The 24019-nt window shown below is 62.5% G+C and carries 30 protein-coding genes, 1 tRNA gene and 1 pseudogene; 16 read left to right on the forward strand and 16 right to left on the reverse strand.

Annotated elements, in window-relative coordinates:
• Window positions 1–18: 18 nt before the first annotated feature.
• Window positions 19–198 (forward strand): hypothetical protein, encoded by a 180-nt coding sequence (locus ACQKPS_RS21275; RefSeq protein ID WP_254484948.1) that lies wholly within the window; start codon window positions 19–21, stop codon window positions 196–198.
• Between the two features lie 54 nt (window positions 199–252).
• On the opposite strand, the gene ACQKPS_RS21280 is transcribed toward ACQKPS_RS21275, so the two are convergent.
• Complete coding sequence (locus ACQKPS_RS21280) at window positions 253–1005, reverse strand: TerC family protein (protein WP_016391529.1); 753 nt, start codon at window positions 1003–1005, stop codon at window positions 253–255.
• 28 nt (window positions 1006–1033) lie between these two features.
• The gene (locus ACQKPS_RS21285; protein WP_254484947.1) at window positions 1034–1273 is read right to left on the reverse strand and encodes a hypothetical protein; all 240 of its coding nucleotides are present in this window, start codon (window positions 1271–1273) and stop codon (window positions 1034–1036) included.
• Between the two features lie 132 nt (window positions 1274–1405).
• On the opposite strand from ACQKPS_RS21285, the gene nhaR reads away from it, so the two are divergent.
• The 3 genes from nhaR (at window position 1406) to ACQKPS_RS21300 (ending at window position 4321) form a co-directional block, all read left to right on the forward strand.
• Entirely contained in the window at window positions 1406–2299 is an 894-nt protein-coding gene (gene nhaR, locus ACQKPS_RS21290; RefSeq protein ID WP_254484946.1) for a transcriptional activator NhaR, read from the forward strand.
• 74 nt (window positions 2300–2373) lie between these two features.
• On the forward strand, window positions 2374–3585 hold the full coding sequence (gene sstT, locus ACQKPS_RS21295; RefSeq protein WP_254484945.1) for a serine/threonine transporter SstT: 1212 nt from the start codon (window positions 2374–2376) through the stop codon (window positions 3583–3585).
• A gap of 88 nt (window positions 3586–3673) precedes the next feature.
• A complete protein-coding gene (locus ACQKPS_RS21300) occupies window positions 3674–4321 on the forward strand; it encodes a YceH family protein (protein WP_427605569.1) in 648 nt (215 codons plus the stop codon).
• Here the strand turns inward: ACQKPS_RS21300 and ACQKPS_RS21305 are convergent.
• The 8 genes from ACQKPS_RS21305 to ACQKPS_RS21340 all read right to left on the reverse strand — a co-directional run bounded on the left by ACQKPS_RS21305 (window position 4318) and on the right by ACQKPS_RS21340 (window position 11683).
• Window positions 4318–4506, reverse strand: coding sequence for a hypothetical protein (locus ACQKPS_RS21305; protein WP_041166543.1), 189 nt, complete (start codon window positions 4504–4506; stop codon window positions 4318–4320). The two genes, ACQKPS_RS21300 and ACQKPS_RS21305, sit on opposite strands and share 4 nt — an antisense overlap.
• A 152-nt stretch (window positions 4507–4658) precedes the next feature.
• The gene (ahpF, locus tag ACQKPS_RS21310; protein WP_254484942.1) at window positions 4659–6221 is read right to left on the reverse strand and encodes an alkyl hydroperoxide reductase subunit F; all 1563 of its coding nucleotides are present in this window, start codon (window positions 6219–6221) and stop codon (window positions 4659–4661) included.
• A gap of 126 nt (window positions 6222–6347) precedes the next feature.
• On the reverse strand, window positions 6348–6911 hold the full coding sequence (ahpC, locus tag ACQKPS_RS21315; protein WP_054884952.1) for an alkyl hydroperoxide reductase subunit C: 564 nt from the start codon (window positions 6909–6911) through the stop codon (window positions 6348–6350).
• A 208-nt stretch (window positions 6912–7119) separates the two neighbouring features.
• Window positions 7120–8475 carry a glutathione-disulfide reductase gene (gorA, locus tag ACQKPS_RS21320; RefSeq protein ID WP_427605570.1) on the reverse strand — a complete coding sequence of 452 codons (1356 nt, stop codon included), beginning with the start codon at window positions 8473–8475 and terminating at the stop codon, window positions 7120–7122.
• Between the two features lie 99 nt (window positions 8476–8574).
• The gene (gene galU / locus ACQKPS_RS21325; protein ID WP_054884950.1) at window positions 8575–9414 is read right to left on the reverse strand and encodes a UTP--glucose-1-phosphate uridylyltransferase GalU; all 840 of its coding nucleotides are present in this window, start codon (window positions 9412–9414) and stop codon (window positions 8575–8577) included.
• A gap of 196 nt (window positions 9415–9610) precedes the next feature.
• The gene (locus ACQKPS_RS21330) at window positions 9611–10531 is read right to left on the reverse strand and encodes a c-type cytochrome (protein ID WP_427605571.1); all 921 of its coding nucleotides are present in this window, start codon (window positions 10529–10531) and stop codon (window positions 9611–9613) included.
• The gene (locus ACQKPS_RS21335; protein WP_427605572.1) at window positions 10528–11178 is read right to left on the reverse strand and encodes a c-type cytochrome; all 651 of its coding nucleotides are present in this window, start codon (window positions 11176–11178) and stop codon (window positions 10528–10530) included. The genes ACQKPS_RS21330 and ACQKPS_RS21335 overlap by 4 nt, the downstream gene beginning before the upstream one ends.
• A 145-nt stretch (window positions 11179–11323) precedes the next feature.
• Entirely contained in the window at window positions 11324–11683 is a 360-nt protein-coding gene (locus ACQKPS_RS21340) for a hypothetical protein (RefSeq protein ID WP_254484938.1), read from the reverse strand.
• Between the two features lie 159 nt (window positions 11684–11842).
• On the opposite strand from ACQKPS_RS21340, the gene ACQKPS_RS21345 reads away from it, so the two are divergent.
• From ACQKPS_RS21345 to csrA, 8 genes are all read left to right on the forward strand, one after another.
• Window positions 11843–12145 (forward strand): DUF1883 domain-containing protein, encoded by a 303-nt coding sequence (locus ACQKPS_RS21345; RefSeq protein WP_254484937.1) that lies wholly within the window; start codon window positions 11843–11845, stop codon window positions 12143–12145.
• A gap of 8 nt (window positions 12146–12153) precedes the next feature.
• Window positions 12154–12324 (forward strand): hypothetical protein, encoded by a 171-nt coding sequence (locus ACQKPS_RS21350; protein ID WP_254484936.1) that lies wholly within the window; start codon window positions 12154–12156, stop codon window positions 12322–12324.
• Between the two features lie 24 nt (window positions 12325–12348).
• Entirely contained in the window at window positions 12349–13425 is a 1077-nt protein-coding gene (locus tag ACQKPS_RS21355) for an NAD(P)H-dependent flavin oxidoreductase (protein ID WP_427605573.1), read from the forward strand.
• A 146-nt stretch (window positions 13426–13571) separates the two neighbouring features.
• A complete protein-coding gene (gene modA, locus ACQKPS_RS21360) occupies window positions 13572–14330 on the forward strand; it encodes a molybdate ABC transporter substrate-binding protein (protein WP_427605574.1) in 759 nt (252 codons plus the stop codon).
• On the forward strand, window positions 14330–15010 hold the full coding sequence (gene modB / locus ACQKPS_RS21365; protein WP_283724364.1) for a molybdate ABC transporter permease subunit: 681 nt from the start codon (window positions 14330–14332) through the stop codon (window positions 15008–15010). The genes modA and modB overlap by 1 nt, the downstream gene beginning before the upstream one ends.
• A gap of 1 nt (window position 15011) precedes the next feature.
• Complete coding sequence (gene modC / locus ACQKPS_RS21370; RefSeq protein WP_283724365.1) at window positions 15012–16103, forward strand: molybdenum ABC transporter ATP-binding protein; 1092 nt, start codon at window positions 15012–15014, stop codon at window positions 16101–16103.
• Window positions 16104–16160: 57 nt separating this feature from the next.
• A complete protein-coding gene (locus ACQKPS_RS21375; protein WP_254484929.1) occupies window positions 16161–17183 on the forward strand; it encodes a DNA topoisomerase IB in 1023 nt (340 codons plus the stop codon).
• Between the two features lie 253 nt (window positions 17184–17436).
• Complete coding sequence (gene csrA / locus ACQKPS_RS21380; protein WP_012315047.1) at window positions 17437–17634, forward strand: carbon storage regulator CsrA; 198 nt, start codon at window positions 17437–17439, stop codon at window positions 17632–17634.
• A 64-nt stretch (window positions 17635–17698) separates the two neighbouring features.
• Here csrA and ACQKPS_RS21385 read toward each other — a convergent pair whose 3' ends face one another.
• The 5 genes and pseudogenes from ACQKPS_RS21385 to ACQKPS_RS21405 all read right to left on the reverse strand — a co-directional run bounded on the left by ACQKPS_RS21385 (window position 17699) and on the right by ACQKPS_RS21405 (window position 21044).
• Window positions 17699–18052 (reverse strand): response regulator, encoded by a 354-nt coding sequence (locus ACQKPS_RS21385; RefSeq protein ID WP_054884940.1) that lies wholly within the window; start codon window positions 18050–18052, stop codon window positions 17699–17701.
• Window positions 18053–18064: 12 nt separating this feature from the next.
• Window positions 18065–19510: an ATPase domain-containing protein gene (locus tag ACQKPS_RS21390; protein ID WP_427605575.1), complete on the reverse strand. Its 1446-nt coding sequence runs from the start codon at window positions 19508–19510 to the stop codon at window positions 18065–18067.
• 5 nt (window positions 19511–19515) lie between these two features.
• Window positions 19516–19881, reverse strand: coding sequence for an ATP-binding protein (locus ACQKPS_RS21395; RefSeq protein WP_409519868.1), 366 nt, complete (start codon window positions 19879–19881; stop codon window positions 19516–19518).
• Between the two features lie 159 nt (window positions 19882–20040).
• Window positions 20041–20676 (reverse strand): annotated as a pseudogene (locus tag ACQKPS_RS21400) (PAS domain S-box protein); the annotation flags it as partial.
• 83 nt (window positions 20677–20759) lie between these two features.
• Complete coding sequence (locus ACQKPS_RS21405; protein ID WP_254484923.1) at window positions 20760–21044, reverse strand: hypothetical protein; 285 nt, start codon at window positions 21042–21044, stop codon at window positions 20760–20762.
• Window positions 21045–21247: 203 nt separating this feature from the next.
• On the opposite strand from ACQKPS_RS21405, the gene ACQKPS_RS21410 reads away from it, so the two are divergent.
• Window positions 21248–21332: transfer RNA gene (locus ACQKPS_RS21410), tRNA-Leu, on the forward strand.
• A gap of 104 nt (window positions 21333–21436) precedes the next feature.
• Complete coding sequence (locus ACQKPS_RS21415) at window positions 21437–21850, forward strand: DoxX family protein (RefSeq protein WP_099815855.1); 414 nt, start codon at window positions 21437–21439, stop codon at window positions 21848–21850.
• Window position 21851: 1 nt separating this feature from the next.
• On the opposite strand, the gene ACQKPS_RS21420 is transcribed toward ACQKPS_RS21415, so the two are convergent.
• The gene (locus ACQKPS_RS21420; protein ID WP_283724368.1) at window positions 21852–22046 is read right to left on the reverse strand and encodes a hypothetical protein; all 195 of its coding nucleotides are present in this window, start codon (window positions 22044–22046) and stop codon (window positions 21852–21854) included.
• Between the two features lie 614 nt (window positions 22047–22660).
• Between ACQKPS_RS21420 and ACQKPS_RS21425 the strand changes: the two genes are divergently transcribed.
• Window positions 22661–23335 carry a polysaccharide lyase family 7 protein gene (locus tag ACQKPS_RS21425; RefSeq protein WP_313201914.1) on the forward strand — a complete coding sequence of 225 codons (675 nt, stop codon included), beginning with the start codon at window positions 22661–22663 and terminating at the stop codon, window positions 23333–23335.
• 292 nt (window positions 23336–23627) lie between these two features.
• Window positions 23628–23951 carry a YceK/YidQ family lipoprotein gene (locus tag ACQKPS_RS21430; RefSeq protein ID WP_254484914.1) on the forward strand — a complete coding sequence of 108 codons (324 nt, stop codon included), beginning with the start codon at window positions 23628–23630 and terminating at the stop codon, window positions 23949–23951.
• The last annotated feature ends 68 nt before the right edge of the window (window positions 23952–24019 follow it).

Below are 24019 nucleotides of genomic sequence, written 5' to 3' on the forward strand. Positions count from 1 at the left end.
CAAGAGAAGGAGGCACACATGAGCCTGACCATGGCAATCCTCATGCTGGTAGGTATGTGGCTGAGCGTCGCGGCCGCCATGCTGTGGGGTGTTATGCGTATCGTGCGGCGTCATTCCCCGCATCACCACCTGCCACCGCAGGCCCCGGCCAAGGCGCAACCTGTGCGCAGGGCGCGGCGGCATGCCAGGGCGCACTGAGGCTACTTCACCTGAATGCAAACGGGGCGCCAGGCGCCCCGTTGTATTTTTTCATCAGCCTTCAGCGGCTTCACGCTTGAGCCGCGCTCGGCGAGCCAGGATGTTGAGGATCTCGATCACCGTCGAGAAAGCCATCGCCGCGTATACATAGCCTTTCGGTACATGGGCGCCAAAACCTTCGGCGATCAGCGTCATGCCGATCATGATCAGGAAGCCCAGGGCCAGCATCACCACCGTCGGGTTGTCGTTGATGAAGTTGGCCAGCGGGTCGGCGGCCACCATCATGACGATGACGGCGGTAATCACGGCAATGATCATGATCGGCAGGTGCTCGGTCATGCCCACGGCGGTGATGATGCTGTCGACCGAGAAGACGATGTCCAGCAACAGGATCTGGAAGATCGCCGCGGCAAAGCCCAGGGTGACCGTGCTGGAGACCTTGGCTTCTTCCTTGGCGCCGTGCGGGTCGACGTTCTCGTGGATCTCCTTGGTGGCCTTCCACAGCAGGAACAGGCCGCCAGCGATCAGGATCACGTCCTTCCACGAGAAGGCGTTGCCGAACACTTCGAACACCGGGTCGGTCAACTGCACGATCCAGGCCACGGTGCTGAGCAGGGCCAGGCGCATGACCAACGCCATGCTGATACCGATACGGCGTGCCTTGGAACGGTATTCCACAGGCAGTTTGTTGGTCAGGATCGAGATGAAGATCAGGTTGTCGATACCCAGTACCACTTCCATGGCCACCAACGTAGCCAGGGCGACCCAGGCGGTGGGGCTAGCGGCGAGTTCCAGCAAGTATTCCATTGTTCAAATCCTGATGCGGCGGTTGGGGTCAGATTTCTTGGGTGTGGGCTTTCTTCTCGGCGTCCTTGGGCTTCTCGCCCTGGTGACCGATGGCATCGCTCAACGCCTGCTGGGCGGCCTTGTTGGTGTCGTCGATGGCCTGCTTGGCCGACTTCGCCGCTTGGTCGAGCATCTGCTGGGCAGACTTCTCGGCCTGGTCGCAACCGGCCAGGCTGAACAGCGCCAGGGCCAGCACCAGCGGTGTGCCAATGGATTTGAGATGCAGCATGGTGTCCTCGCTTGAAAAATCCCGGCGGCGCGAAGCGCCTGATGGGGTCGCATTCTAAAGACGCCGATAGTTCAGGAAAATTCGTATTTCCAGTGTGTATACTTCGGTTTTTTCGAATCGGGACCCGCCCGCGTGCTCAACTATCGCCAGCTTCACTACTTCTGGGCCGTGGCCAAGACCGGCAGCATCGCCCGCGCCAGCGAGCAGCTGAACCTGACGCCGCAGACCATCAGCGGGCAGATCAGCCTGTTCGAGCAGACCTACGGGTTGGAGCTGTTCCAGCGTGTCGGTCGACAACTGGAGCTGACCGAGACCGGCCGCCAGGCACTGGTCTATGCCGAGCAGATGTTCCAGATCGGCAGCGAACTGGAGGCCATGCTCAGGGCCGGCCCGCAGGAGCAGATCCTGTTTCGCGTGGGGGTGGCCGACGTGGTGCCGAAGTCGATCGTCTACCGGCTGCTGGCCCCGACCATGGAGCTGGATGAAGTGCTGCGCATCAATTGCCGCGAAGACAAGCTCGAACGGCTGTTGGCAGACCTGGCGATACAGCGCCTGGACCTGGTGATTTCCGACAGCCCGATGCCCAGCCACCTGGATATCAAGGGGTATAGCCAGAAGCTCGGCGAATGCGGCCTGAGCTTTTTCGCCACCCCGGCCCTGGCCAGCCAGCATGCCGGCCCCTTCCCCGCCTGCCTGCAGGATGCGCCACTGCTGATCCCCGGGCCGGAAACCGTGGTGCGCAGCCGCCTATTGCGCTGGCTGGGCGAGCAGCAGGTGCAGCCCAGGATCGTTGGCGAGTTCGATGACAGCGCGCTGATGCAGGCATTCGGCCAGTCGGGCAGCGGGATATTCGTGGCGCCGAGCGTGATTGCCGAGGAGGTGTGCCGGCAGTATGGCGTCGCACTGATTGGCCAGACCGAAGCGGTGCATGAGTCGTTCTATGCCATTTCGGTGGAGCGCAAGGTCAAGCATCCGGGGATCGTGGCGATTACCGAGGGGGCACGGCGCGAACTGTTCCACTGGTAGTGGCGGCTCGCGAAAGGGCCGGGCCCGATTGTGCTAGAGTCGCGCCCTTTGAAGATTTCGAGACTCCGCTGCACATGACGCCTGTTCTTCGCCTAGTAAACCGCACCAGCCTGGTGACCCAAATCGTCATCGGCCTCATCGCCGGCATCGCCCTGGCCCTGCTGGCACCTGCCATCGCCCGTGACCTGGGCTTTCTCGGCAAAGTGTTCGTCAGCGCCCTGAAGGCTGTTGCGCCGGTGCTGGTGTTCATTCTGGTCATGGCATCGATCGCCAACCACCGCCACGGCCAGGAAACCCATATCCGCCCGATCCTCTGGTTGTACCTGCTGGGCACCTTCGCTGCCGCGGTGGTGGCCGTGGTCGCCAGCATGCTGTTCCCGTCGCAACTGGCCCTGAGCACCAGCGAGGCGGCCCTGAGCGCGCCGGGCGGTATCAGCGAGGTGATGCAGAACCTGCTGCTGAGCGCGGTCGACAACCCGGTCAACGCCTTGCTCAACGCCAACTTCATCGGTGTGCTGACCTGGGCCATCGGCCTGGGCGTGGCCCTGCGCCATGCTGGCGACACCACCCGCACTGTGGTCGAAGACCTGTCCAATGGTGTGACCTTGATCGTGCGCATGGTGATCCGCTTCGCCCCGCTGGGCATCTTCGGGCTGGTCAGTTCGACCCTGGCGCAGTCTGGCCTCGGCGCCCTGCTCGGCTACCTGCACCTGCTGGGCGTGCTGATCGGCTGCATGCTGTTCGTGGCGCTGGTGATGAACCCGCTGATCGTGTTCTGGAAAATCCGCCGCAACCCTTACCCGCTGACCTTGCTGTGCCTGCGCGAAAGCGGCATTACCGCATTCTTCACCCGCAGTTCGGCGGCCAACATTCCGGTCAACCTGGCGCTGTCGGAGCGCCTGGGTTTGCATGAAGACACCTATTCGGTTTCGATCCCGCTGGGGGCGACCATCAACATGGCAGGCGCGGCAATCACCATCACCGTGCTGACCCTGGCGGCCGTGCACACCCTGGGCATCCCGGTCGACCTGCCCACAGCAGTGCTGCTGAGCGTGGTGGCGGCGGTGTGTGCCTGCGGTGCTTCTGGGGTCGCCGGGGGTTCGCTGCTGCTGATTCCGCTGGCGTGCAGCCTGTTCGGCATCCCCAGCGAGATTGCCATGCAGGTGGTGGCGGTGGGCTTCATCATTGGCGTGCTGCAGGACTCGGCGGAGACGGCGCTGAACTCTTCGACTGATGTACTGTTCACTGCTGCGGCTTGCCAGGCCGAAGAACGGCGTAACGCTTGAGATTGCCGGGGCCGCCTTGCGGCCCCAATTGCCTTACCCCGCGGCATTACCTACGCTAGTGGCCTTTCCCCAGCCATGAGACAGGGCCATGTCAGAACACGAAACCGCCGGCGAAGGCCGCCTCAGCAGCATCGAGATCCGCATTCTCGGCGCGCTCATCGAGAAGCAGGCCACCAGCCCGGAAAGCTACCCGCTGACCCTGAACGCCCTGGTCCTGGCCTGCAATCAGAAAACCAGCCGTGAACCGGTCATGAACCTGACCCAGGGCCAGGTCGGCCAGGCCCTGCGCGCCCTCGAGGGCCAGGGCATGACCCGCCTGCAGATGGGCAGCCGCGCCGACCGCTGGGAACATCGGCTGGACAAGGCCCTGGAACTGGTACCGGCGCAGCTGGTGCTGATGGGCCTGATGTTCCTGCGGGGGCCGCAGACCCTCAACGAACTGCTGACCCGCAGCAACCGCCTGCACGACTTCGATGACACCGAGCAGATCCAGCACCAACTGGAGCGCCTGATTTCGCGCGACCTGGCCTTGCACCTGCCACGCCAGGCCGGGCGGCGGGAAGACCGCTATACCCATGCTCTGGGTGACCCGGCAGAAATCGAGGCGATTCTGGCAGCGCGGCAGCAGGAAGGTGGCGCTCGCAGCAGTGGCGGCAGCGTGTCGGAAGAACGCATTGAAGCCCTTGAGGCACGGATCGCGGCACTGGAAGCGCGACTGGCCGAACTGGAAGGCTAAGGCTCAGGGTCGGGGAAGTTGCGACAGCTCTTGCGCTCGGCCAACTCCCGGTCACTGGGGCGCTGGTCGACGAACACGGTGCGGCCGTCTGCGTAGATCTCGAGGTAGCCCCAGTGCAGGTCTTGCTCTTTCTGCCCGGGCTTCGGGGGGACGAGCCACCAGGGTTCGCGGCTGATCAGGGTCATGGTGGAGCTCCTGAAGAGTGTCTGCGCTAAGCATAGACACCCTTAGGTTTTGCCTTGTCAGTTGCGCCCTCTTCGCGGGACAAGCCCGCTCCTACAAGTGGTACGCGACCTTTGTGGGAGCGGGCTTGCCCCGCGAAGAGGCCGGGACAGGCTTACGCCGGTGCCGAGGTGCGGATCAGGTGATCGAACGCAGCCAGCGATGCCTTGGCGCCCTCACCCACCGCGATGACGATCTGCTTGTACGGCACGGTGGTCACGTCACCTGCGGCAAACACACCCGGCACACTGGTCTGGCCCTTGGCGTCGACGATGATCTCGCCACGTGGCGACAGCTCGACCGTGCCTTTGAGCCAATCCGTGTTCGGCAGCAGGCCGATCTGCACGAAGATGCCTTCCAGCGCCAGGTCATGCAGCTCATCGCTGTTGCGGTCCTTGTAACGCAGACCCGTCACTTTTTCGCCATTGCCAACCACTTCGGTGGTCAGCGCACTGGTGATCACCTTGACGTTCGGCAGGCTGTGCAGCTTGCGCTGCAGCACCGCATCAGCACGCAGCTGGCTGTCGAACTCGATCAGCGTCACCTGGGCGACGATACCGGCCAGGTCGATGGCCGCTTCCACGCCCGAGTTGCCGCCGCCGATCACCGCCACGCGCTTGCCCTTGAACAGCGGGCCGTCGCAGTGCGGGCAATAGGCCACCCCGCGGGCGCGGTATTCCTGCTCGCCCGGCACGTTCATTTCGCGCCAGCGGGCGCCCGTGGCGAGGATCACCGTCTTGGCCTTGAGCGAGGCGCCGCCGGCCAGGCGTACTTCGTGCAGGCCGCCATCAGTGGCCGGGATCAGCGCTTCGCCGCGCTGCAGGTTCATGATGTCGACGTCGTACTGCTTGACGTGTTCTTCCAGCGCCGTGGCCAGCTTCGGCCCTTCGGTTTCCTGCACCGAAATGAAGTTTTCGATGGCCAGGGTATCGAGCACCTGGCCGCCGAAACGCTCGGCAGCGACACCGGTGCGGATGCCTTTACGGGCGGCATAGATGGCCGCTGCGGCCCCCGCTGGGCCGCCGCCGACCACCAGCACGTCGAAGGCGTCCTTGGCGTTGATCTTCTCCGCCTGGCGGGCACCGGCGTTGGTGTCGATCTTGCCGAGGATTTCTTCCAGGCCCATGCGGCCCTGGCCGAATACTTCGCCGTTCAGGTAGATGCTCGGCACCGCCATGATCTTGCGCGATTCGACTTCATCCTGGAACAACGCACCGTCGATGGCCACGTGGCGCACATTGGGGTTGAGCACGGCCATCAGGTTGAGCGCTTGGACCACGTCCGGGCAGTTCTGGCACGACAGCGAGAAGTAGGTTTCGAAGGTGAATTCGCCTTCCAGCGCCTGGATCTGCTCGATCACTTCGGCACTGGCCTTGGACGGGTGGCCGCCGACTTGCAGCAGCGCCAGTACCAGGGAGGTGAATTCGTGGCCCATGGGGATGCCGGCGAAGCGCAGGCTTATGTCGGCACCCGGGCGGTTCAGCGAGAACGAAGGGCGACGGGCATCGCTGCCGTCCGCGCTGAAGGTAATGAGGTTCGACAGGCCGGCGATTTCCACCAGCAGGTCGTGCAGTTCGCGGGACTTCGCGCCGTCGTCGAGGGAGGCAACGATCTCGATCGGCTGGGTGACCCGCTCCAGGTAGGTTTTCAGTTGCGATTTAAGCGTGGCGTCCAACATACGGGCGATTCCTTTTTTCAAAACTCGGATACAAAAACGCCCAGGCGAGGTCGCCCGGGCGCTTTTACGGGGCGGTAGGTGTTTCAGCTTTGGCGGCTGGCTACCGCCCGCGACGTGCACATCGGCTTAGATCTTGCCGACCAGGTCCAGGGACGGGGCCAGAGTGGCTTCGCCTTCTTTCCACTTGGCCGGGCAAACTTCGCCTGGGTGAGCGGCAACGTACTGGGCAGCCTTGACTTTGCGCAGCAGCTCGGCTGCGTCGCGGCCAACACCACCGTCGTTCAGTTCGACGATCTTGATCTGGCCTTCCGGGTTGATCACGAAGGTACCGCGATCGGCCAGGCCGGCTTCTTCGATCAGCACGTCGAAGTTGCGCGAGATGACGTGGGTCGGGTCACCGATCAGCGGGTACTGGATCTTGCCGATGGTTTCCGAAGTGTCGTGCCAGGCTTTGTGGGTGAAGTGGGTGTCGGTCGATACGCCGTAGATTTCCACGCCCAGCTTCTGGAACTCGGCGTAGTTGTCGGCGAGGTCACCCAGCTCGGTCGGGCAAACGAAGGTGAAGTCGGCCGGGTAGAAGAACACGACGGACCACTTGCCTTTCAGGTCGGCTTCACTGACCTGAACGAACTCGCCCTTGTGGTAGGCGGTGGCGTTGAACGGTTTGACCTGGCTGTTGATGATTGGCATGAGAGACGCTCCTTCATGGGGTTGGAATCAGTTGATGGAGAGAATCCTAACTGCTCGCCCCGACAAAGGCTCATTGGCAAACCTCATGCTTATGATTGGTTTTGGCTATAACCGCAGATAATTAATAGAAGGGAATGGGCTGAGCAAAGGATTGCGCGGTATTCGAGGGGGCCTCATCACCGGTATCACGGTGACGAGGCCCGTCGCGTCAGCGGGTGACGGTGCGCATGGTGACGAACTCTTCGGCGGCAGTCGGGTGCACGCCAATGGTGTCGTCGAACAACTGCTTGGTCGCACCAGCCTTGAGGGCAATACCCAGGCCCTGGATGATCTCGCCGGCATCCGGGCCGACCATGTGACAGCCCAGCACCTTGTCGGTCTCGGCGTCCACCACCAGCTTCATCAGGGTCTTTTCCTGGATGTCGGTGAGGGTCAGCTTCATGGCGCGGAAGCGGCTCTCGAAGATCTGTACCTTGTGCCCGGCTTCCAGCGCCTGTTCCTCGGTGAGGCCGACCGTGCCGATGGGGGGCTGGCTGAACACCGCCGTCGGGATGTTCTGGTAATCCACCTTGCGGTACTGCTCCGGCTTGAACAGGCGCCGGGCCACGGCCATGCCTTCGGCCAGGGCCACCGGGGTGAGCTGCACGCGGCCGATCACGTCGCCAATGGCGAGGATCGACGGTGCGGTCGTCTGGTACTGCTCGTCGACGCGGATGAAGCCGCGGGCATCCAGCTCCACGCCGGTGTTTTCCAGGCCCAGGTTGTCGAGCATCGGGCGGCGGCCGGTGGCGTAGAACACGCAATCGGCGACCAGCTCGCGGCCGTCCTTGAGGGTGGCTTTCAGGCTGCCGTCTTCAAGTTTGTCGATGCGCTGGATGTCGGCGTTGAACTGCAGGTTCATGCCGCGTTTTTCCAGCTCCTCCATGAGGTGGGTACGCACCGAGCCGTCGAAGCCACGCAGGAACAGTTCACCGCGGTAGAGCAAGGTGGTGTCGGCGCCCAGGCCCTGGAAGATGCCGGCGAACTCGACGGCAATGTAACCACCGCCGACCACCAGCACGCGGCGCGGCAGCTCCTTGAGGTAGAACGCCTCGTTGGAGGTGATGGCCAGCTCCTTGCCAGGAATGTCCGGCACCTGCGGCCAGCCGCCGGTGGCAATCAGGATGTGCTCGGCGCTGAACCGCTGGCCGTCCACTTCCACCTCGTTGGCACCGGTGATGCGGGCATGGCCTTGCAGCAAGGTCACGCCACTGTTCACCAGCAGGTTGCGGTAGATGCCATTGAGGCGCTCGATCTCGCGGTTCTTGTTGGCGATCAGTGTGCCCCAGTCGAAGTGCCCCTCTTCCAGGGTCCAGCCAAAACCGGCGGCCTGCTCCAGTTCATCGGCGACGTGGGCGCCGTATACCAGCAGCTTCTTCGGCACGCAGCCGACGTTGACGCAGGTGCCACCGAGGTAGCGGCTCTCGGCCACTGCCACTTTTGCACCGAAGCCGGCAGCGAAGCGCGCTGCGCGCACACCGCCGGAACCGGCGCCAATCACGAACAGATCAAAATCGTAGGCCATGTATTCACTCTCCTAGGCAGGCGCCCAGCATAACGCCGTTGCCTTGCGCGCACAAAAAAGCCACCCCGAAGGGTGGCTCCTTGAACCCGCATTGGCGTATCAGTACGCCTTGCCGGCCTTGTAGAAGTTCTCGAAGCAGAAGTTGGTCGCCTCGATGTAGCCTTCGGCGCCACCGCAGTCGAAACGCTTGCCCTTGAACTTGTAGGCAATCACGTTGCCTTCGGCAGCCTGTTTCATCAGCGCGTCGGTGATCTGGATCTCGCCACCTTTGCCTGGCTCGGTCTGTTCGATTTTCTCGAAGATGTCCGGGGTGAGGATGTAGCGACCGATGATCGCCAGGTTGGACGGGGCGTCTTCCGGCTTCGGCTTCTCGACCATGGAGTCGACGCGGAAAATGCCGTCCTTGATTTCCTCACCGGCGATGACGCCGTACTTGTTGGTTTCCTGCGGATCGACTTCCTGGATGGCAACGATCGAGCAGCGGTACTTCTTGTACAGCGCGACCATCTGTGCGAGCACGCCTTCGCCTTCGAGGTTGACGCACAGGTCGTCCGCCAGCACCACGGCGAACGGTTCGTCACCGATCAGCGGGCGGCCGGTCAGGATGGCGTGGCCCAGGCCTTTCATTTCGGTCTGGCGGGTGTAGGAGAACGAGCATTCGTCGAGCAGGCGACGGATACCGACCAGGTATTTTTCCTTGTCGGTGCCCTTGATCTGGTTTTCCAGCTCGTAGCTGATGTCGAAGTGGTCTTCCAGTGCGCGCTTGCCGCGGCCGGTGACGATGGAAATCTCGTTCAGGCCAGCATCCAATGCTTCTTCAACGCCATACTGGATCAGTGGCTTGTTGACCACCGGCAGCATTTCCTTGGGCATGGCTTTGGTAGCTGGCAGGAAGCGGGTGCCGTAGCCGGCTGCCGGGAACAAGCATTTCTTGATCATAAACATCCTTAAACATAGGCGAAGCCTGTGGAATTCGGCGCAGTCTAATCAGGCGGCATGCAGCTTACAATGCCCTGCCTGCGACGACCGTTGCCATGATAGAGATAACCCAGTGTAGATAGTTCCAAAAAGTTCGTGAAAATCCCGTCATCCGGCCCCTTCGGGGCAGCCGCGAAAGGGCCGGCACGACGCCTGCTCAACTGCCTGTGCCCTGCCCGATCAGCACCCCGTCGACCTGCTGGCCGTACAGGTTGACGCCGTCGTTGGCATGGAACTTCAGCCGTGTCTTTTCGATGGAACCCTCCACCAGGCGAGGGTCCTGGGGGCGCTCGTGGCGGTTGACCCAGGCGGCCACATCCCAGGCCTGCTGATCGCTCAGGCTGCCCGGCTTGCCCAGTGGCATGTTGTACTTGATGAACGATGCCGCGGTATTGATCCGGTGCATGCCGGCGCCCCAGTTGTAGGAGTCCTTGCCCCAGAGGGGTGGCATCACGTAGTCACCGGCGACCTTCTGCCCCTCACCGTTGTCACCGTGACAAATGGCGCACTGCTCGCGGTAGACCTGCTGGCCCCGCTTGAAGTCATAGCCACCTTTTGGCTGCGGCACCTCGGGGTAACCGCGACCGGCGATTTCCACGCCGGTGGGCGCCTGGGTCGATAGCCAGTACGAATAGACGGCAAGCGCCGTCATCTGCGGGCTGTCGGCGGCCGGCGGCTTGCCGTTCATGCTGAACTGGAAGCAACCCTGGATGCGCTCGGCGAAGGTGTTCACCTTGTCGTTCTTCTTGCGGTAGGCCGGGTACATCGGATAAGCGCCCCACAGCGGCGCGGAATGCGCCAGGCGGCCCTGGTCGAGGTGGCAATTACTGCAGTTCATGCCATTGCCCACCGCCTCGGGCATCAACCGGCGAGTATCGACGAACAGTGCGTGGCCCTCGCGGACCATTTTGCCGAATGCATTGTCCGGCAACTCGCTTTCGGCGGGCGGGGCGAATTGTGGCGCGGCCTGGACACCGGGGACTTTCAGTTGCGACTGGTCTTCCATGGCGATCGGCGCTTGATTGGCAAAGGCAGCGCCCGTGGCCAGCAGCAGTAATGTTGGCATAAAGGGTTTCATGGCTTGACCTCCGGGCTGGCGGGATGGGCGAAGTACTCGGCAATCGCCTTGACTTCGGCGTCGGTCATGGCCTTGGCCACGCCGGCCATCAACTGGTTGGGGTCATTGCTGCGGCTGCCGTCGCGCCAGCCGTTGAGCTGCGCCATCAGGTACGCCGCAGGCTGCCCGGCCAGCGGCGGGAAGTGCTCGCCGACCCCGCTGCCGCCTGGGCCGTGGCACTGCACACAGCCGGGGATCTGTCGGCTCCAGTCGCCGTAGAGGGCCAGGCGTTCAGTGGGGTTGCTCGCCATCTGCTGGCGACGCCAGTCCGGGGCAGGATCACTGGGCAGCGCGGCCAGGTAATGGCTGACGGCCTCGATCTCATCGATGCTCAGGGCTTTGGCCAACGGCGCCATGACCGGCTGCTGGCGGCTGCCACTGCGCCAGTCGTGCAGCTGTTTGCTCAGGTAACCGGCCGGCAGGCCAGCCAGGCGGGGGAACCCTGCGGCGGCCATGCCCTTTCCGTCCGGGCCATGGCAGCCCAGGCAGGCCATGGCGGCGGGGTTGGCACCGCCCTGGGTAAAGACTTTCTGGCCATCGGCGGCATGCGCCGCGGGCCAGGCCAGGATCAGCAGGCTGCCGATCACGACGCGACTCAACGGTGTCATCACGAATCTCCATTTCTTTTGTTATAAGCTTAGGCTTAAAAAACATAAGCAAATGGATACTAGCCCTGTAAGGGAATTCGCAACAACGCCCCAGCCGATCACCGGCTGGCAAATGGCCTGCTATGCGCCGATCCGTTGAGCCAGATCAACTCCCCGAGATGCACTCGGTCGTTGCCTCGCGTACATCACCCGGGCGCAGCGGGAAGTTGTTCAGACGCTCATGCAGTTTGATGCTGCTGCCGCTGCCCCGCTTATGGATGTCGAGTAAGGCTGCCGGCCCGGCACCTGCCGTGAGCTTTTGCGGCACGATCAGACGCAGGCCGTCGTCGCGCTGCTCCTCTACCAGCGGGTCGCGGCTCTTGGCCAGATGCGCCTTGATGCAATCGGCATACTCGCGCGGCGTCTTGCCGGACATTACATCCATGGTTTCATGGGATTGCTCAAGTTCCGACACACTGACACACCCACCCAGCGCCAGGAACAACGCCGCCACCGTCCACTTCATTTGCCGCACCTCGAATGACAAGAGAGCGTGGGACAACAGCGAGGCGGTTTTGCTCCCCGCTTTGGCCGTTTTATCTGCCAGCGGCCATCATGCGCGGCAGCGCAAGCCGACATCGTGGTATCTTTCGCCTTTGCAGAACCAATCCTTGCGGAGCACCCCATGAAATTCGTACACCAGCGCGAGCACCTGAACGAGGACGACATCGTCGTCATCGAGTGCTCCCAGCGCTGCAACATCCGCCTGATGAACGACGCCAACTTCCGCAGCTTCAAGAACGGCGGCCGGCACACCTACCATGGTGGCCACTTCGATCGCTTCCCGGCCAGGATCACCGTGCCCAGCACCGGTTTCTGGAACATCACCATCGATACGGTGACCACCCGGCCGATCTCGGTAACGCGCAAACCGACCCTGACCCACAAGATCAAGATCATCCGCCGCTCGTCGTCGAAACTCGGATAAGGCCCGCCATGACCCAGAACATCAAATACGTCATCAAGTACAAGCTCGACGGCCAGCGCCGCTGGGACTTCGCAGTGATGACCGACGCCTCGCACGAACAGGCCCTGCAAGCCCTGCGCAAGATCCACGGCGAAGACGCCGAAAAGATCAGCGACATCCAGGTGAGCAAGGCACTGTAAGGCAGCGGCGACAAGGAGAAGCGCATGAGCACCTGGCCCGACCGTCGTATCCTCGATCTGCTGGGCATCGAGTTGCCCATTCTTCAAGCGCCGATGGCCGGTGCCACGGGTTCGGCCATGGCCATTGCCGTGGCCAGGGCTGGCGGCCTGGGTGCCCTGCCCTGCGCCATGCTCACGGGCGAGCAGGTGCGTAGCGAGATCGAGGCCTTCCGCATGGCCTGCCCTGGGCAGCCGCTGAACCTGAACTTCTTCTGCCACCAGCCGCCAGCGCCCGACCCCGAGCGCGACGCCCGCTGGAAACAGGCCCTGAAAGCGTACTACGCCGAAGTCGGTGCCGACTTCGATGCGCCCACGCCTGTTTCCAATCGCGCCCCCTTCGATGAACAGAGCTGCCTATTGGTCGAGCAACTGCGCCCGGAGGTGGTGAGTTTCCACTTCGGCTTGCCGCACTCGGCACTGCTGCAGCGGGTCAAGGCCACGGGTGCCAAGGTGCTGTCCAGCGCCACCACGGTGGAAGAAGCGCAGTGGCTCGAAGCCAATGGCTGCGATGCGATCATCGCCATGGGCTATGAAGCCGGCGGCCACCGCGGCATGTTCCTCAGCGACGATCTCACCAGCCAGATCGGCACCTTCGCCCTGGTGCCGCAGATTGCCGATGCCGTGCGCTTGCCGGTGATCGCTGCCGGCGGCATTGGCGACCACCGCGGCCTGGTGGCGGCCCTGGCATTGGGCGCCAGCGCCGTGCAGATCGGCACTGCCTACCTGTTCTGCCCGGAGGCCAAGGTCTCCCCTGCGCACCGCCGCGCACTGGACACCGCAGCGGCCAGCGACACCGCGTTGACCAACCTGTTCACCGGGCGCCCGGCACGTGGCATCAACAACCGCATCATGCGTGAGCTGGGGCCGATGAGCGAACTGGCGCCGCGCTTCCCGTTGGCCGGTGGTGCATTGATGCCACTGCGGGCAATTACCGATGCGCAAGGCAACAGCGATTTCAGCAACCTGTGGTCAGGGCAGGCGCTGCGCCTGGGCCGGCACATGCCGGCTGAGCAGCTGACCCGGCAGATTGCTGACAAGGCCTTGGCGCAGATCAAGCAATAGGATCTTGAATCAGTGCCCGCGAAGAGGCCGGCACTGACAGCCAAAATTCTCCCAGGCTATAACCCTTCTTCCAGCCCCTTCCAGTCGAATGGCCTATCGCTATATAGTTCACACCATAACGATAACCACTCCAAGGAACTGTCTTCATGCGTATCTGCCTGTCCCACTTGGCCGCCACCTGCCTGGCCAGCCTGGTCACCCTCAACAGCGCCTGGGCCGACGAGGTGCAGGTAGCTGTCGCGGCGAATTTCACCGCGCCGATCCAGTCCATCGCCAGGGACTTCGAGAAAGACACCGGCCACAAACTGGTCGCCGCTTATGGCGCCACCGGGCAGTTCTACGCGCAGATCAAGAACGGCGCGCCGTTCGAAGTGTTCCTCGCCGCCGACGACAGCACCCCGAAGAAGCTGGAGGCGGAAAAGGAAATCGTCCCGGGCTCGCGCTTCACCTATGCCACCGGCACCCTGGCGCTGTGGTCGGCCAAGCCGGGCTACGTGGATGACAAGGGTGAGGTGCTGAAGAACAACCAGTTCCAGCACCTGTCCATCGCCAACCCGAAAGCCGCGCCTTACGGCCTGGCTGCCACTCAGGTGCTGGACAAGCTGAAGTTGACCGAGGCCACCAAGGCCAAGATCGTCGAAGGCCAGAACATCACCCAGGCCTACCAGTTCGTCTCCACCGGCAACGCCGAACTGGGCTTCGTCGCCCTGTCGCAGATCTACAAGGATGGCAAGGTCGAAAGCGGTTCGGCCTGGATCGTCCCGGCCAACCTGCACGAGCCGATCCTGCAGGACGCAGTCATCCTCAACAAAGGCAAGGACAACCCGGCTGCCAAAGCCCTGGTCGACTACCTGAAAGGCCCGAAAGCCGCTGCGGTGATCAAGTCCTACGGTTATGAAATCTGATGCCGCTGGACGCCAGTGACTTCGGCGCGGTCTGGCTGACACTCAAACTGGCCAGCCTGACCACGCTGATCCTACTGATCATTGGCACGCCCGTCGCCTGGTGGTTGGCGCGCACGCGCTCGTGGCTGCGCGGGCCGGTGGGCGCGGTGGTGGCGCTGCCCCTGGTGCTGCCGCCAACGGTCATCGGTTTCTACTTGCTGCTCGCCCTCGGCCCGCATGGCTGGCTCGGCCAGGCTACCCAGGCATTGGGCCTGGGTACCGTGGTGTTCAGCTTCACCGGCCTGGTGATCGGCTCGACGGTATACTCCATGCCTTTCGTAGTGCAGCCGCTGCAAAATGCCTTCGCCGCCATCGGCGAGCGCCCGCTGGAAGTGGCCGCGACCCTGCGCGCCAGCCCTTGGGACACCTTCGTCCATGTGGTGCTGCCGCTGGCCCGTCCCGGCTTCATCACCGCCAGCATCCTCGGCTTTGCCCATACCGTGGGCGAGTTCGGCGTGGTGCTGATGATCGGTGGCAACATCCCTGACAAGACGCGCGTGGTGTCGGTGCAGATATTCGATCACGTCGAGGCCATGGAATATTCGCAAGCCCATTGGCTGGCCGGTGCCATGCTGGTGTTCTCGTTCCTGGTACTGCTCCTGCTCTACAGCGGGCGCCGCAGCAAGGCTGGCTGGAGCTGAAATGAGCGGATCGATTGTGGCGCGGCTGAAGCTGGCGCGTGACGGCTTCACCCTGGACGTCGACCTAAACCTTCCCGGTCGCGGCATCAGCGCGCTATTCGGCCACTCCGGCTCAGGCAAGACGACGTGCCTGCGCTGCCTGGCCGGGCTTGAGCGGGCAGCCAGTGCCTACATCGAGGTCAACGGCGAGGTTTGGCAAGACAGCAGCCGCAGCCACTTCCTGGCTGCGCACCTGCGCCCGGTGGGCTATGTGTTCCAGGAGGCCAGCCTGTTCCCGCATCTGTCGGTGCGCGGTAACCTGGAATTCGGCTGGCGGCGCATCGCCCCTGCCGAGCGCAAGGTCAGCCTGGAACAAGCGAGCGAGTTGCTGGGCATCGGCCACCTGCTCGAACGCAAGCCGGCCACCTTGTCAGGTGGCGAGGCGCAGCGGGTCGGCATAGCCCGCGCACTGCTCAGCAGCCCGCGGCTGCTGTTGATGGACGAACCGCTGGCCGCACTCGACGGGCCACGCAAGCGTGAAATCCTGCCGTACCTGGAACGCCTGCACGACGAGCTGGATATCCCGCTGGTGTACGTCAGCCATGCCCAGGACGAAGTGGCGCGCCTGGCCGACCACCTGGTGCTGCTGGAACAAGGCCGGGCCATGGCCAGCGGGCCGATCGGCGAGACCTTGGCCCGCCTCGACCTGTCACTGGCCCAGGGTGAGGATGCCGGGGTGGTCTTCGAGGGCACCGTGGTCGGCCACGATCCGCACTACGGCCTTCTCGACCTGCGCCTGCCCGGCCATGAAGCGCCGTTGCTGCGTATCGCCCACCCGGCGCACAGCCTGGGCAGCACGTTGCGGATCAAAGTCCAGGCCAGGGACGTGAGCCTGGCACTGGGCGCCGACAGCACCTCGAGCATTCTCAACCGGCTGGCGGTGCGGGTGCGCGAAACGCGCCCGGCAGACAACCCGGCGCATGTGCTGGTGAGCCTGGATGCCGGCGGCAACGCCTTGCTGGCGCGCATCACCCGGTTCTCGGCAGACCAGCTCGGCCTGCACACAGGCCAGGCGCTGTTCGCGCAGATCAAGTCGGTGGCACTGCTGGGTTGAGCATCATCGAAGCGGCCGTTGTCCATTGATCAGTGACCTGATCGAGGCCCGCCGCCGATGCTCGACTGCCCCCTGCCCCCCAGCCTGCACTATGTCGACGACAGCCAGCCGGGCCTGACCCGGCGCCGCTGGCGCGACCGTTTCATTTACCTCGATGCCCAAGGGCAGCGCATCCGCGATGAAGCAACCCTGGCCCGCATCGCCGCCCTGGTGATCCCACCGGCCTATACCGATGTGTGGATCTGCGCCGACCCGCAAGGGCACCTGCAGGCCACCGGCCGCGATGCCCGCGGCCGCAAGCAGTACCGCTACCACGCCCAGTGGCGCGAACTGCGCGACCAGCACAAGTACGGGCGCATGCTGGCCTTTGCCCAGGCCCTGCCGAAACTGCGCGCACAACTGGAAACGCACCTGGCCCGGCCGGGCCTGGACCGGGAAAAGGTCATGGCACTGGTGGTGAGCCTGCTCGATCACACGCTGATCCGCATCGGCAACGAGCGCTACCTGCGCGACAATCAGTCCTACGGCCTCACCACCCTGCGCAACCGCCACGTCCAGGTGCAGGGCAGCACCGTACGCTTCCAGTTCCGCGGCAAGCGCGGTGTCGAGCACAATGTCACGCTGCGCGACCGGCGCCTGGCCAACCTGCTCAAGCGTTGCATGGAGCTGCCAGGGCAGGCACTGTTCCAATATCTGGACGAGAACGGCCAGCGGCACAGCATCGGCTCCAGCGAGGTCAACCAGTTTCTGCAGCAACTCACCGGCGCCGACTTCACTGCCAAGGACTACCGCACCTGGGCCGGCAGCAGCCTGGCGCTTAGCCTGCTGCGGCCACTGGCCTGGGAGCCTGAGAGTGAAGCCAAACGCCAGGTTGCGGCCATCGTCAAGCAGGTAGCCGCACGCCTGGGCAATACCCCGGCAGTGTGCAGGCGCTGCTATATCCACCCGGCCGTACTCGAGCACTACGCCCTCGGGCGCCTCGCCGACCTGCCCGGGCGCCGGGTGCGCAAGGGGCTGGATGCCGAAGAAGTGGCTTTGCTGCTGTTTCTTCAGGCACTGGAAAGCAAAGACGATGATTGAGCGGAACTATCCGGCCCATCATGCACGGAAATTTCCCATAAAGCCCGAAGCCCCCTATTCTTGCCGTCGAGCACCTCGCCGACCTGCTATGCAGCATTTTCTTCGGCACCTGCAACTAAAGACATGCAACAGAATTTGTCTTCCGGGGAATTACTATCCGCCGAAAGCGTCTTTAATGAGAAGGAAGAGGGACCAGCTCCCACCGTTGCGGTCCAATGGCCCGACGGATTTCGACATTACCAAGGAGAACTACATGCTGATACTCACCCGTAAGGTTGGCGAAAGTATCGTCATCAACGATGACATCAAAGTCACCATTCTGGGCGTTAAAGGGATGCAGGTGAGGATTGGCATCGATGCACCAAAAGATGTCCAGGTGCACCGGGAAGAGATCTTCAAGCGCATCCAGGCCGGCAGCCCGGCGCCGGAAAAGCACGACGACCAACACTGAACCGAGCCTCGTTTCAAGCCGCACGGACGCGCTTGACCGGCTGGCACAAGCCACAACCTGAACCTCAGGTGCCGAGCAGCTCGCGCACCTTGGCGATCATCTTGTCCATGTCGAACGGCTTGTCGAAGACCGCAGCGAACAGCCTGGGGTCGGCCTTGCTGGCCTGCGCGCCGCTCATGAGAATCACCGGCAGGTCATTGAGCCCCAGTTCGTCGCGGATAGCCCGCGCCAGTTCCCCACCGTCGAGCACTGGCATCATGTAGTCGGTGATTACCAGCTCCACGCGCTTTTCCTGCAACGCCTCCAGGGCCTTGCGCCCGTTGCTCGCCTTTTCCACCAGAAAACCTTCATCCTCCAGGGCAAAGCCGAGGATATCGGCGATCAGGTATTCGTCATCGACGATCAGGATGGTGTTCATCGACAGGCTCCGTCAGCCACCCCCTTGCGCGACCGGCGTACCCGAGAGCACGCCTGTGGCGCCTTCGAACGCCTTGCGCAGATTGATACCTTGCGGGCCGATGCGCAGTTCGTGCAGCGCCGGGTCGTGGTGGCTGTCGCGCACCTTCAAGATCGACAGCATGCGTCGCAGCCGGGAATCCAGCTCGACGAAACGCATCAGCATCAGGTTGTCGACGATACTCGACAGGTCCGGCGCCGGGGCGGTGATTTCCGATCCGAAAATATCCCGCATCTCCCAGGTGAGCATGACGCTGACATCCCGTGCCCGCAACTCACCCGCCAACGCCCGGAAGAACGCATTGAGCCGCGCCGGGTCGACCGCCAGCCGGCTGAACGCGCCCAGGCTGTCGATCAACACACGCTTGCTGCCGTGCTGCTCCACTTTTTTGAGCAGACGAGCCCCCACCTGGTCCAGCAGGCCTTCGGTGGTCGGTTGCCAGCTCAGCTGCAAGGCGCCGGAACGCTCGAGGGCGGCAAAGTCGTAGCCCAGTGCCGCAGCCTTCAGGCGTAAGCGGGCAGGCGTTTCGTAAAACCCGAAGTGCAGTGCCGGCTGCTCCACGCTGCCTGCGGCCAGAAAAGCCAGGCCAATCGAGGTTTTGCCAATCCCCGAGGGGCCCATCAGCAGGCTGACCGAGCCCAGCGTCAGCCCCCCTCCCAGCATTTCGTCCAACGTCTCGACACCTGTGGACACCCGGTTCAAGGAGGCGGAGCCCAGCTGGCTTGGGTGGCTGTAAAGCGCCTCCAGGCGCGGGTAGACATGCATCCCGGCCTCATCGATCAGGCACTCGTGGCGCCCGGACAACGCCCCGCTGCCCCGCGTCTTGCGCAACTGCACATGGCGCACCGCGCGGCTACCGATCAATTGCTCGCCCAACTCGATCACGCCATCGACCATGGTGTGTTCCGGACTGTTGTCATCCAGCCGGGCACTGGTCAGCAGCAACACGGTACAACCGGCGAAGGCCGCATGCCCCTGCAGCTCCGAAACGAACTTCTTGGTATCCAGCGCCGTTTCCGCACGCACCCGGGCATTGAGCACGCCATCGACGATCAGCAGGCTCGCCTGCTGCTTGCCGATTTCCTGGCGCAGCAACCGGACCACCGCATCGAGCCCCTCTTGTTCAAGGGCGTCGAAGGCGCTGACGAACTGGATCTGGTCACCCACCATGCCTGGGTCGAAGAATTCGAGCGTTGCCAGGTACTGGAACAAGCGCTCATGGGATTCGCTGAGCAACGTCGCCACCAGCACCTTGCCACCACCCCGCACGTGGCCGCAGGCCAACTGGTTGGCCAGGATGGTCTTGCCCGCACCGGGCGGGCCTTGAACGATATAGGACGCGCCGGCAACCAGGCCGCCTTTGAGCAAGGCATCGAGCCCTTCGATCCCCGTGACCAGCCGTTTGAGTGCCTGAACCATGGTGGCTACCTGTCGGATTGTGCCCGCGCGTCGGGCTGATAGGCTGGCAGATACAAGCGCATGCACGTGCCCTGGCCGAGCGTGCTGTCGACGCGGATGGCGCCATTGCTCTGCTTGGCGAACCCGTAGACCTGGCTGAGGCCAAGGCCGGTGCCCTTGCCGAAAGCCTTGGTGGTGAAGAACGGCTCGAAGATACGCGGCAGCACCAGCGGGTCGATACCCTCACCCGTGTCGTTCACTTCGAAGCACACGAACGTGCCATGCAGCCCTTCGACTTCCCCTGCCAGTTCGACCGTGAGCACCGCCAGGTCGATCGTGCCCCGCTCGCCAATCGCATCGCGCGCATTGAACAGCAGATTCAGCAGCACCATCTGCAGCTGGCCGGCATCCACCTCGATCAGCGGCAGATCGGGCTGCACGTACTCTTGCAACTCGATCTCACGCGGCAGCGCATGCTCCAGCAGGCCACGCGTGGCATCCAGCAGCTTGGCCGGGGCGATCAAAGACACATCGAGTTGCCGGTGGCGGGCAAAACTGAGCAACTGCTGGGTCAGCTCGGTACCGCGCTGCCCGGCATCGAGGATATGCTCGAGCATGCGTTGCACCCGCGCCGGGTCCTGGCTGGCCTGGGCCAGGCGCGCCGAGCTGATGATGATGGTCAGCAGGTTGTTGAAGTCATGCGCCAGGCCGCCAGTGAGCTGGCCCAGCGCTTCGAGCTTCTGCGCCTGGAACAACTGGGCGCGCACGGCGTCGAGCTGCAGCGCCGATTCGCGCCGGTCGGTGATATCACGGGTGACCTTGGCCAGGCCGATGATCTGCCCCTGCTCGTCGCGGATCACATCGAGCGCAGCCAAGGCCCAGAATTGCGTGCCGTCCTTGCGCACGCGCCAGCCCTCGTCCTGCGCCACGCCCTGCTCCAGGGCCATTTTCAGCAGGCGCTCCGGGCGCCCTTCGGCACAATCCTGAGGCGTGAAGAACACCGAGAAATGCCGGCCTATGACTTCTTCGGCGCGGTAGCCCTTGATCCGTTGCGCGCCGGCATTCCAGGACACTACATGGCCGCTGGGGTCGAGCATGTAGATGGCGTAATCCACCACGGATTGCACCAGTTGCTCATAGCGGCTGGCGGGCATGACCGGGTGATCGATACAGTCGGCTGAAACCATGCATACTCCACAGGCACAGCAGGGGGGCCTGATTAGCTTAGCCAAGCGTACCCTTCTGCAACAGCTCGCGCTGTAACAGATTATCAGCGCTCGGGTTCTACCATGACCAGGCTGATGCGCCTCGGCATCGCCACCTTCAACAGCCACAGGCCCACCAGCAGGATCAGGCCGCCGCCTGCCAACGCCATCAAGCGCTGCGGTTGCTGTTGCTCGGTATCGAAGCCCAGTAGCAGGAGGTAGCCACCGAGGGTGACCAGGCTGAGGTACAGAAAAGCGCCCAGCAGCAATACCTGTGCGAACAGCAGGCGCCAGAACAACCGGGGGCGGACTGCACGCCCGGGAAGAACCGAAGGAGTGGCCTGGGACATGGCGTCACACTCATTGGATCCAATGAAGTGGGCAACAGTGGCGTAATGACAGCAAGGTGTCAATTGCCCTTTCGATCGACTCCTTCACTCTTTGATCATAGGCGCTGCGTTTGACTCAACTATAACAATGGGTTATAAAGCGCACTTGATTGTCAGGCCCTTCTGCCTAGAAGCGCGCCGGTCGTCACGACCCTTTCAAGCGTGCGAGTGTGGTGGAATTGGTATACACAGCAGACTTAAAATCTGTCGGCGTGAGCCTTGCGGGTTCGAGTCCCGCCACTCGCACCAAACTCCTTTGAAAAGGCGCCCTTGCGGCGCCTTTTTGCTGCCTGCCAGCAATCCTTCGCGCAACTGCTAGAGTGGAGCTTGTCCCCTCTCACCGGTATGCCGCCATGCGCTACTCCTTGTTCGATGGTCAACGCGACATCATGCTGCTGATCGCTCGCGTGCTGCTCATGATCCTTTTCGTGCTGTCCGGTTGGGCCAAGCTCACAGGTTTTGAAGGCACGGTCGGCTACATGACCTCGCTGGGCGCCCCTGCGCCGATGCTCGCGGCAGCGGTTGCGGTGTTCATGGAGTTCATTGTCGGCATCCTGCTGATCCTGGGCTTCTACACCCGTCCGTTGGCCTTTCTGTTTGCCTTGTTCGTATTGGGCACCGGGCTGCTTGGTCATCCCTTCTGGAACATGATCGACCCGGAGCGCGCCGCCAACATGACTCAGTTCCTGAAAAACCTCAGCATCTGCGGCGGCCTGCTGGCACTGGCAGTCAGCGGCCCAGGGCGCTACTCGGTCGACGGGCGCTGATTCAGTCGTCCAGGTCGTCGTGCCAGGCTGGGTGATCGCCCTCTTCGTCATCGAGGTCATCCAGCAGCGCCTCGTCTTCCTCGACTTCGTCCTCGGCGCCTTGAGCGTCCGCTTCAGGGTCGTAGTCTTCATAAAGGAATTCGTGATCGAGCAGATGATCATGTTCGGGTTCGTGCAGGTCGTCTTCGTCGCGCATGGTGGCTCCTGGAATGCTGGCACGCCTGTATAGGCGCATCGTTCGCCGTGGTCAATGGCGCGCCATTAATGCTGACTTAATCAGCGGCCCTCAGCCTGAAATCTCTCCCTTCAAAACGCTCGTTGCCCGCCTCGATGGCGGGCTTTTTTTATGCTCATCACGGTGTCGACACGCCACCAACGTGAACTTCACGAGTTTATGACAAGCACTTTGCCAATCTGACCCTGCTCCGTACTTACTTTGGACCCGCCACTGGTTGGCGGGTTTTCTTTTTCCGGGTACCTGACATGTGTACCGAAACTTGTCGCATCCTTTGGCTGACCGCAGCAGTCGAAATCATGAATGCCCGAATGAGCTGAGTGAAGCCCGGCCTTGAGCCGGGCTTTGCGCAGGCTGCCAGCTGCAGGTCTGTGCCATTTGCTTACCCGTCATTTCGCTATACACGCTTGCGGGGGTTGATAAACGGCCACTCGAATGTACTGTATATACATACAGTCACGTGACGTCCAAATCATCCGCCTGCGCATTCACGAGTGCCCAGCCGGATGCGGAGGAACGCATCACGGTTGGATGGCAATCGTGCCAGGCCAATGATTTTATCGTCAGGAGTATTTATGACCGTAAATATCAGTAATCTAACGATCACTACCCCCGTAGCAGTCTCTTCAACGAACCCCGTCGCGCTTGAACTCAATGGTGCTGTCGCCATCGCCGAGTTCCCGAGCGTGGTGAAAGTGCTAAGCGACGGGTCCGTCCAATTCACGGCACCGACCAAAGGGGCTTCAAGCAAGAGCACCCATAGGACACGTTGCGAGTGGTCGGAGACCCAGAACTGGACGCTGGCCAGCGCCCCGGACCACTGGAATCGTCAGACAATGACGCTGACCAAAGTCAACTCGGCGCAAAAGGTCGTCATCAGCCAGATGCACGTCAGGGGGGACGACAGCCCACCGGTGAAGGTGTTCTGGAACAAGGGCAACATCACCATCGGCTTCCGGACGTCTTACAACCAGACCAACCCGGTGAACAGCACCCTGCTGCAGGGTGTGCCGCTCGGCACGAAATTCGACGTGATCATCCACGCCACCTCTGCTGGCATGGTCAAGGTGACCGCCAGGTGCAACGGTGTCTCCAAGTCAACGAGCGAACTGCAACTCGATGACACCTGGGACACCCACTTGTTCGAGTTCCATGGTGGGGTCTACAACCAGGTCGACTACACCGATGCCACGCCGGCCGATGATGGATCGGTGTGCATCATCAGCGACCTTTCGCTTAGCCATGGCTAAATGCCGGGCAAATGAAAAACCCCGCAGATTTTCATTTGCGGGGTTTTCGAATGGTGGAGGCCGAGGTCGGGATCGAACCGGCGTAGAAGGATTTGCTATCCGATATGAGATCTCCGCCTCATGCGCCATTGGCGGCTATGCAGTTCAAAAAGGAATCGAGATTTATCGGGCCGTAACCCGTTGCGAACGCGCAGGTGTTGTCATGGATTTTTCTCCAGGCGAAAAAAGCCCGCACCGGGCGGGCACCGAAATAGATGCGCTATGATTCGGCCATCACCAATGGAGTTGCCTGATGAAAAAACTATGGATGGGGGTGGCGCTGGCCATGCTGCTGAACGGCTGCGGGACTGTGAGAACAGTGTCAGACGAATCCAAGGCCGTAGATGACCTGGCGAAATGGCAAACCGATTGTTTCACCATCACCCGGGCGTATAGCGGTGTTGCCTATCAGTTCTGCAACCTGAATGGACCGCAAAGAAAGGGAGCGCACTGGGCGCCCTTCCCTATTCTGGTAGACATGGCGGCATCGGGTATTGCCGATACAATCATCCTTCCCTATACAGGCTATCAGCAGTACAAGCGGGGCAACGTTCCTATCCGTAGATTGGAATATTGATCCCACCTTCAGGCTAGTGCTGTCCATGCGGAAGGACAAGCGTGCTGCCGGGCCACTGAAATAAGGAA

The organism is Pseudomonas sp. NPDC086566 (assembly GCF_050280885.1).
In the GTDB taxonomy this organism is placed as follows: domain Bacteria; phylum Pseudomonadota; class Gammaproteobacteria; order Pseudomonadales; family Pseudomonadaceae; genus Aquipseudomonas; species Aquipseudomonas vlassakiae.

What these genes read in the sequence shown, in the direction of transcription:
- ACQKPS_RS21275 (WP_254484948.1), top strand. Translation starts at nt 19, where the DNA reads ATGAGCCTGACCATGGCAATCCTCATGCTGGTAGGTATGTGGCTGAGC.
- ACQKPS_RS21280 (WP_016391529.1), bottom strand. Translation starts at nt 1,005, where the DNA reads ATGGAATACTTGCTGGAACTCGCCGCTAGCCCCACCGCCTGGGTCGCC.
- ACQKPS_RS21285 (WP_254484947.1), bottom strand. Translation starts at nt 1,273, where the DNA reads ATGCTGCATCTCAAATCCATTGGCACACCGCTGGTGCTGGCCCTGGCG.
- sstT (WP_254484945.1), top strand. Translation starts at nt 2,374, where the DNA reads ATGACGCCTGTTCTTCGCCTAGTAAACCGCACCAGCCTGGTGACCCAA.
- ACQKPS_RS21300 (WP_427605569.1), top strand. Translation starts at nt 3,674, where the DNA reads ATGTCAGAACACGAAACCGCCGGCGAAGGCCGCCTCAGCAGCATCGAG.
- ACQKPS_RS21305 (WP_041166543.1), bottom strand. Translation starts at nt 4,506, where the DNA reads ATGACCCTGATCAGCCGCGAACCCTGGTGGCTCGTCCCCCCGAAGCCC.
- ahpF (WP_254484942.1), bottom strand. Translation starts at nt 6,221, where the DNA reads ATGTTGGACGCCACGCTTAAATCGCAACTGAAAACCTACCTGGAGCGG.
- ahpC (WP_054884952.1), bottom strand. Translation starts at nt 6,911, where the DNA reads ATGCCAATCATCAACAGCCAGGTCAAACCGTTCAACGCCACCGCCTAC.
- gorA (WP_427605570.1), bottom strand. Translation starts at nt 8,475, where the DNA reads ATGGCCTACGATTTTGATCTGTTCGTGATTGGCGCCGGTTCCGGCGGT.
- galU (WP_054884950.1), bottom strand. Translation starts at nt 9,414, where the DNA reads ATGATCAAGAAATGCTTGTTCCCGGCAGCCGGCTACGGCACCCGCTTC.
- ACQKPS_RS21330 (WP_427605571.1), bottom strand. Translation starts at nt 10,531, where the DNA reads ATGAAACCCTTTATGCCAACATTACTGCTGCTGGCCACGGGCGCTGCC.
- ACQKPS_RS21335 (WP_427605572.1), bottom strand. Translation starts at nt 11,178, where the DNA reads ATGACACCGTTGAGTCGCGTCGTGATCGGCAGCCTGCTGATCCTGGCC.
- ACQKPS_RS21340 (WP_254484938.1), bottom strand. Translation starts at nt 11,683, where the DNA reads ATGAAGTGGACGGTGGCGGCGTTGTTCCTGGCGCTGGGTGGGTGTGTC.
- ACQKPS_RS21345 (WP_254484937.1), top strand. Translation starts at nt 11,843, where the DNA reads ATGAAATTCGTACACCAGCGCGAGCACCTGAACGAGGACGACATCGTC.
- ACQKPS_RS21350 (WP_254484936.1), top strand. Translation starts at nt 12,154, where the DNA reads ATGACCCAGAACATCAAATACGTCATCAAGTACAAGCTCGACGGCCAG.
- ACQKPS_RS21355 (WP_427605573.1), top strand. Translation starts at nt 12,349, where the DNA reads ATGAGCACCTGGCCCGACCGTCGTATCCTCGATCTGCTGGGCATCGAG.
- modA (WP_427605574.1), top strand. Translation starts at nt 13,572, where the DNA reads ATGCGTATCTGCCTGTCCCACTTGGCCGCCACCTGCCTGGCCAGCCTG.
- modB (WP_283724364.1), top strand. Translation starts at nt 14,330, where the DNA reads ATGCCGCTGGACGCCAGTGACTTCGGCGCGGTCTGGCTGACACTCAAA.
- modC (WP_283724365.1), top strand. Translation starts at nt 15,012, where the DNA reads ATGAGCGGATCGATTGTGGCGCGGCTGAAGCTGGCGCGTGACGGCTTC.
- ACQKPS_RS21375 (WP_254484929.1), top strand. Translation starts at nt 16,161, where the DNA reads ATGCTCGACTGCCCCCTGCCCCCCAGCCTGCACTATGTCGACGACAGC.
- csrA (WP_012315047.1), top strand. Translation starts at nt 17,437, where the DNA reads ATGCTGATACTCACCCGTAAGGTTGGCGAAAGTATCGTCATCAACGAT.
- ACQKPS_RS21385 (WP_054884940.1), bottom strand. Translation starts at nt 18,052, where the DNA reads ATGAACACCATCCTGATCGTCGATGACGAATACCTGATCGCCGATATC.
- ACQKPS_RS21390 (WP_427605575.1), bottom strand. Translation starts at nt 19,510, where the DNA reads ATGGTTCAGGCACTCAAACGGCTGGTCACGGGGATCGAAGGGCTCGAT.
- ACQKPS_RS21395 (WP_409519868.1), bottom strand. Translation starts at nt 19,881, where the DNA reads ATGGTGCTGCTGAATCTGCTGTTCAATGCGCGCGATGCGATTGGCGAG.
- ACQKPS_RS21405 (WP_254484923.1), bottom strand. Translation starts at nt 21,044, where the DNA reads ATGTCCCAGGCCACTCCTTCGGTTCTTCCCGGGCGTGCAGTCCGCCCC.
- ACQKPS_RS21415 (WP_099815855.1), top strand. Translation starts at nt 21,437, where the DNA reads ATGCGCTACTCCTTGTTCGATGGTCAACGCGACATCATGCTGCTGATC.
- ACQKPS_RS21420 (WP_283724368.1), bottom strand. Translation starts at nt 22,046, where the DNA reads ATGCGCGACGAAGACGACCTGCACGAACCCGAACATGATCATCTGCTC.
- ACQKPS_RS21425 (WP_313201914.1), top strand. Translation starts at nt 22,661, where the DNA reads ATGACCGTAAATATCAGTAATCTAACGATCACTACCCCCGTAGCAGTC.
- ACQKPS_RS21430 (WP_254484914.1), top strand. Translation starts at nt 23,628, where the DNA reads ATGAAAAAACTATGGATGGGGGTGGCGCTGGCCATGCTGCTGAACGGC.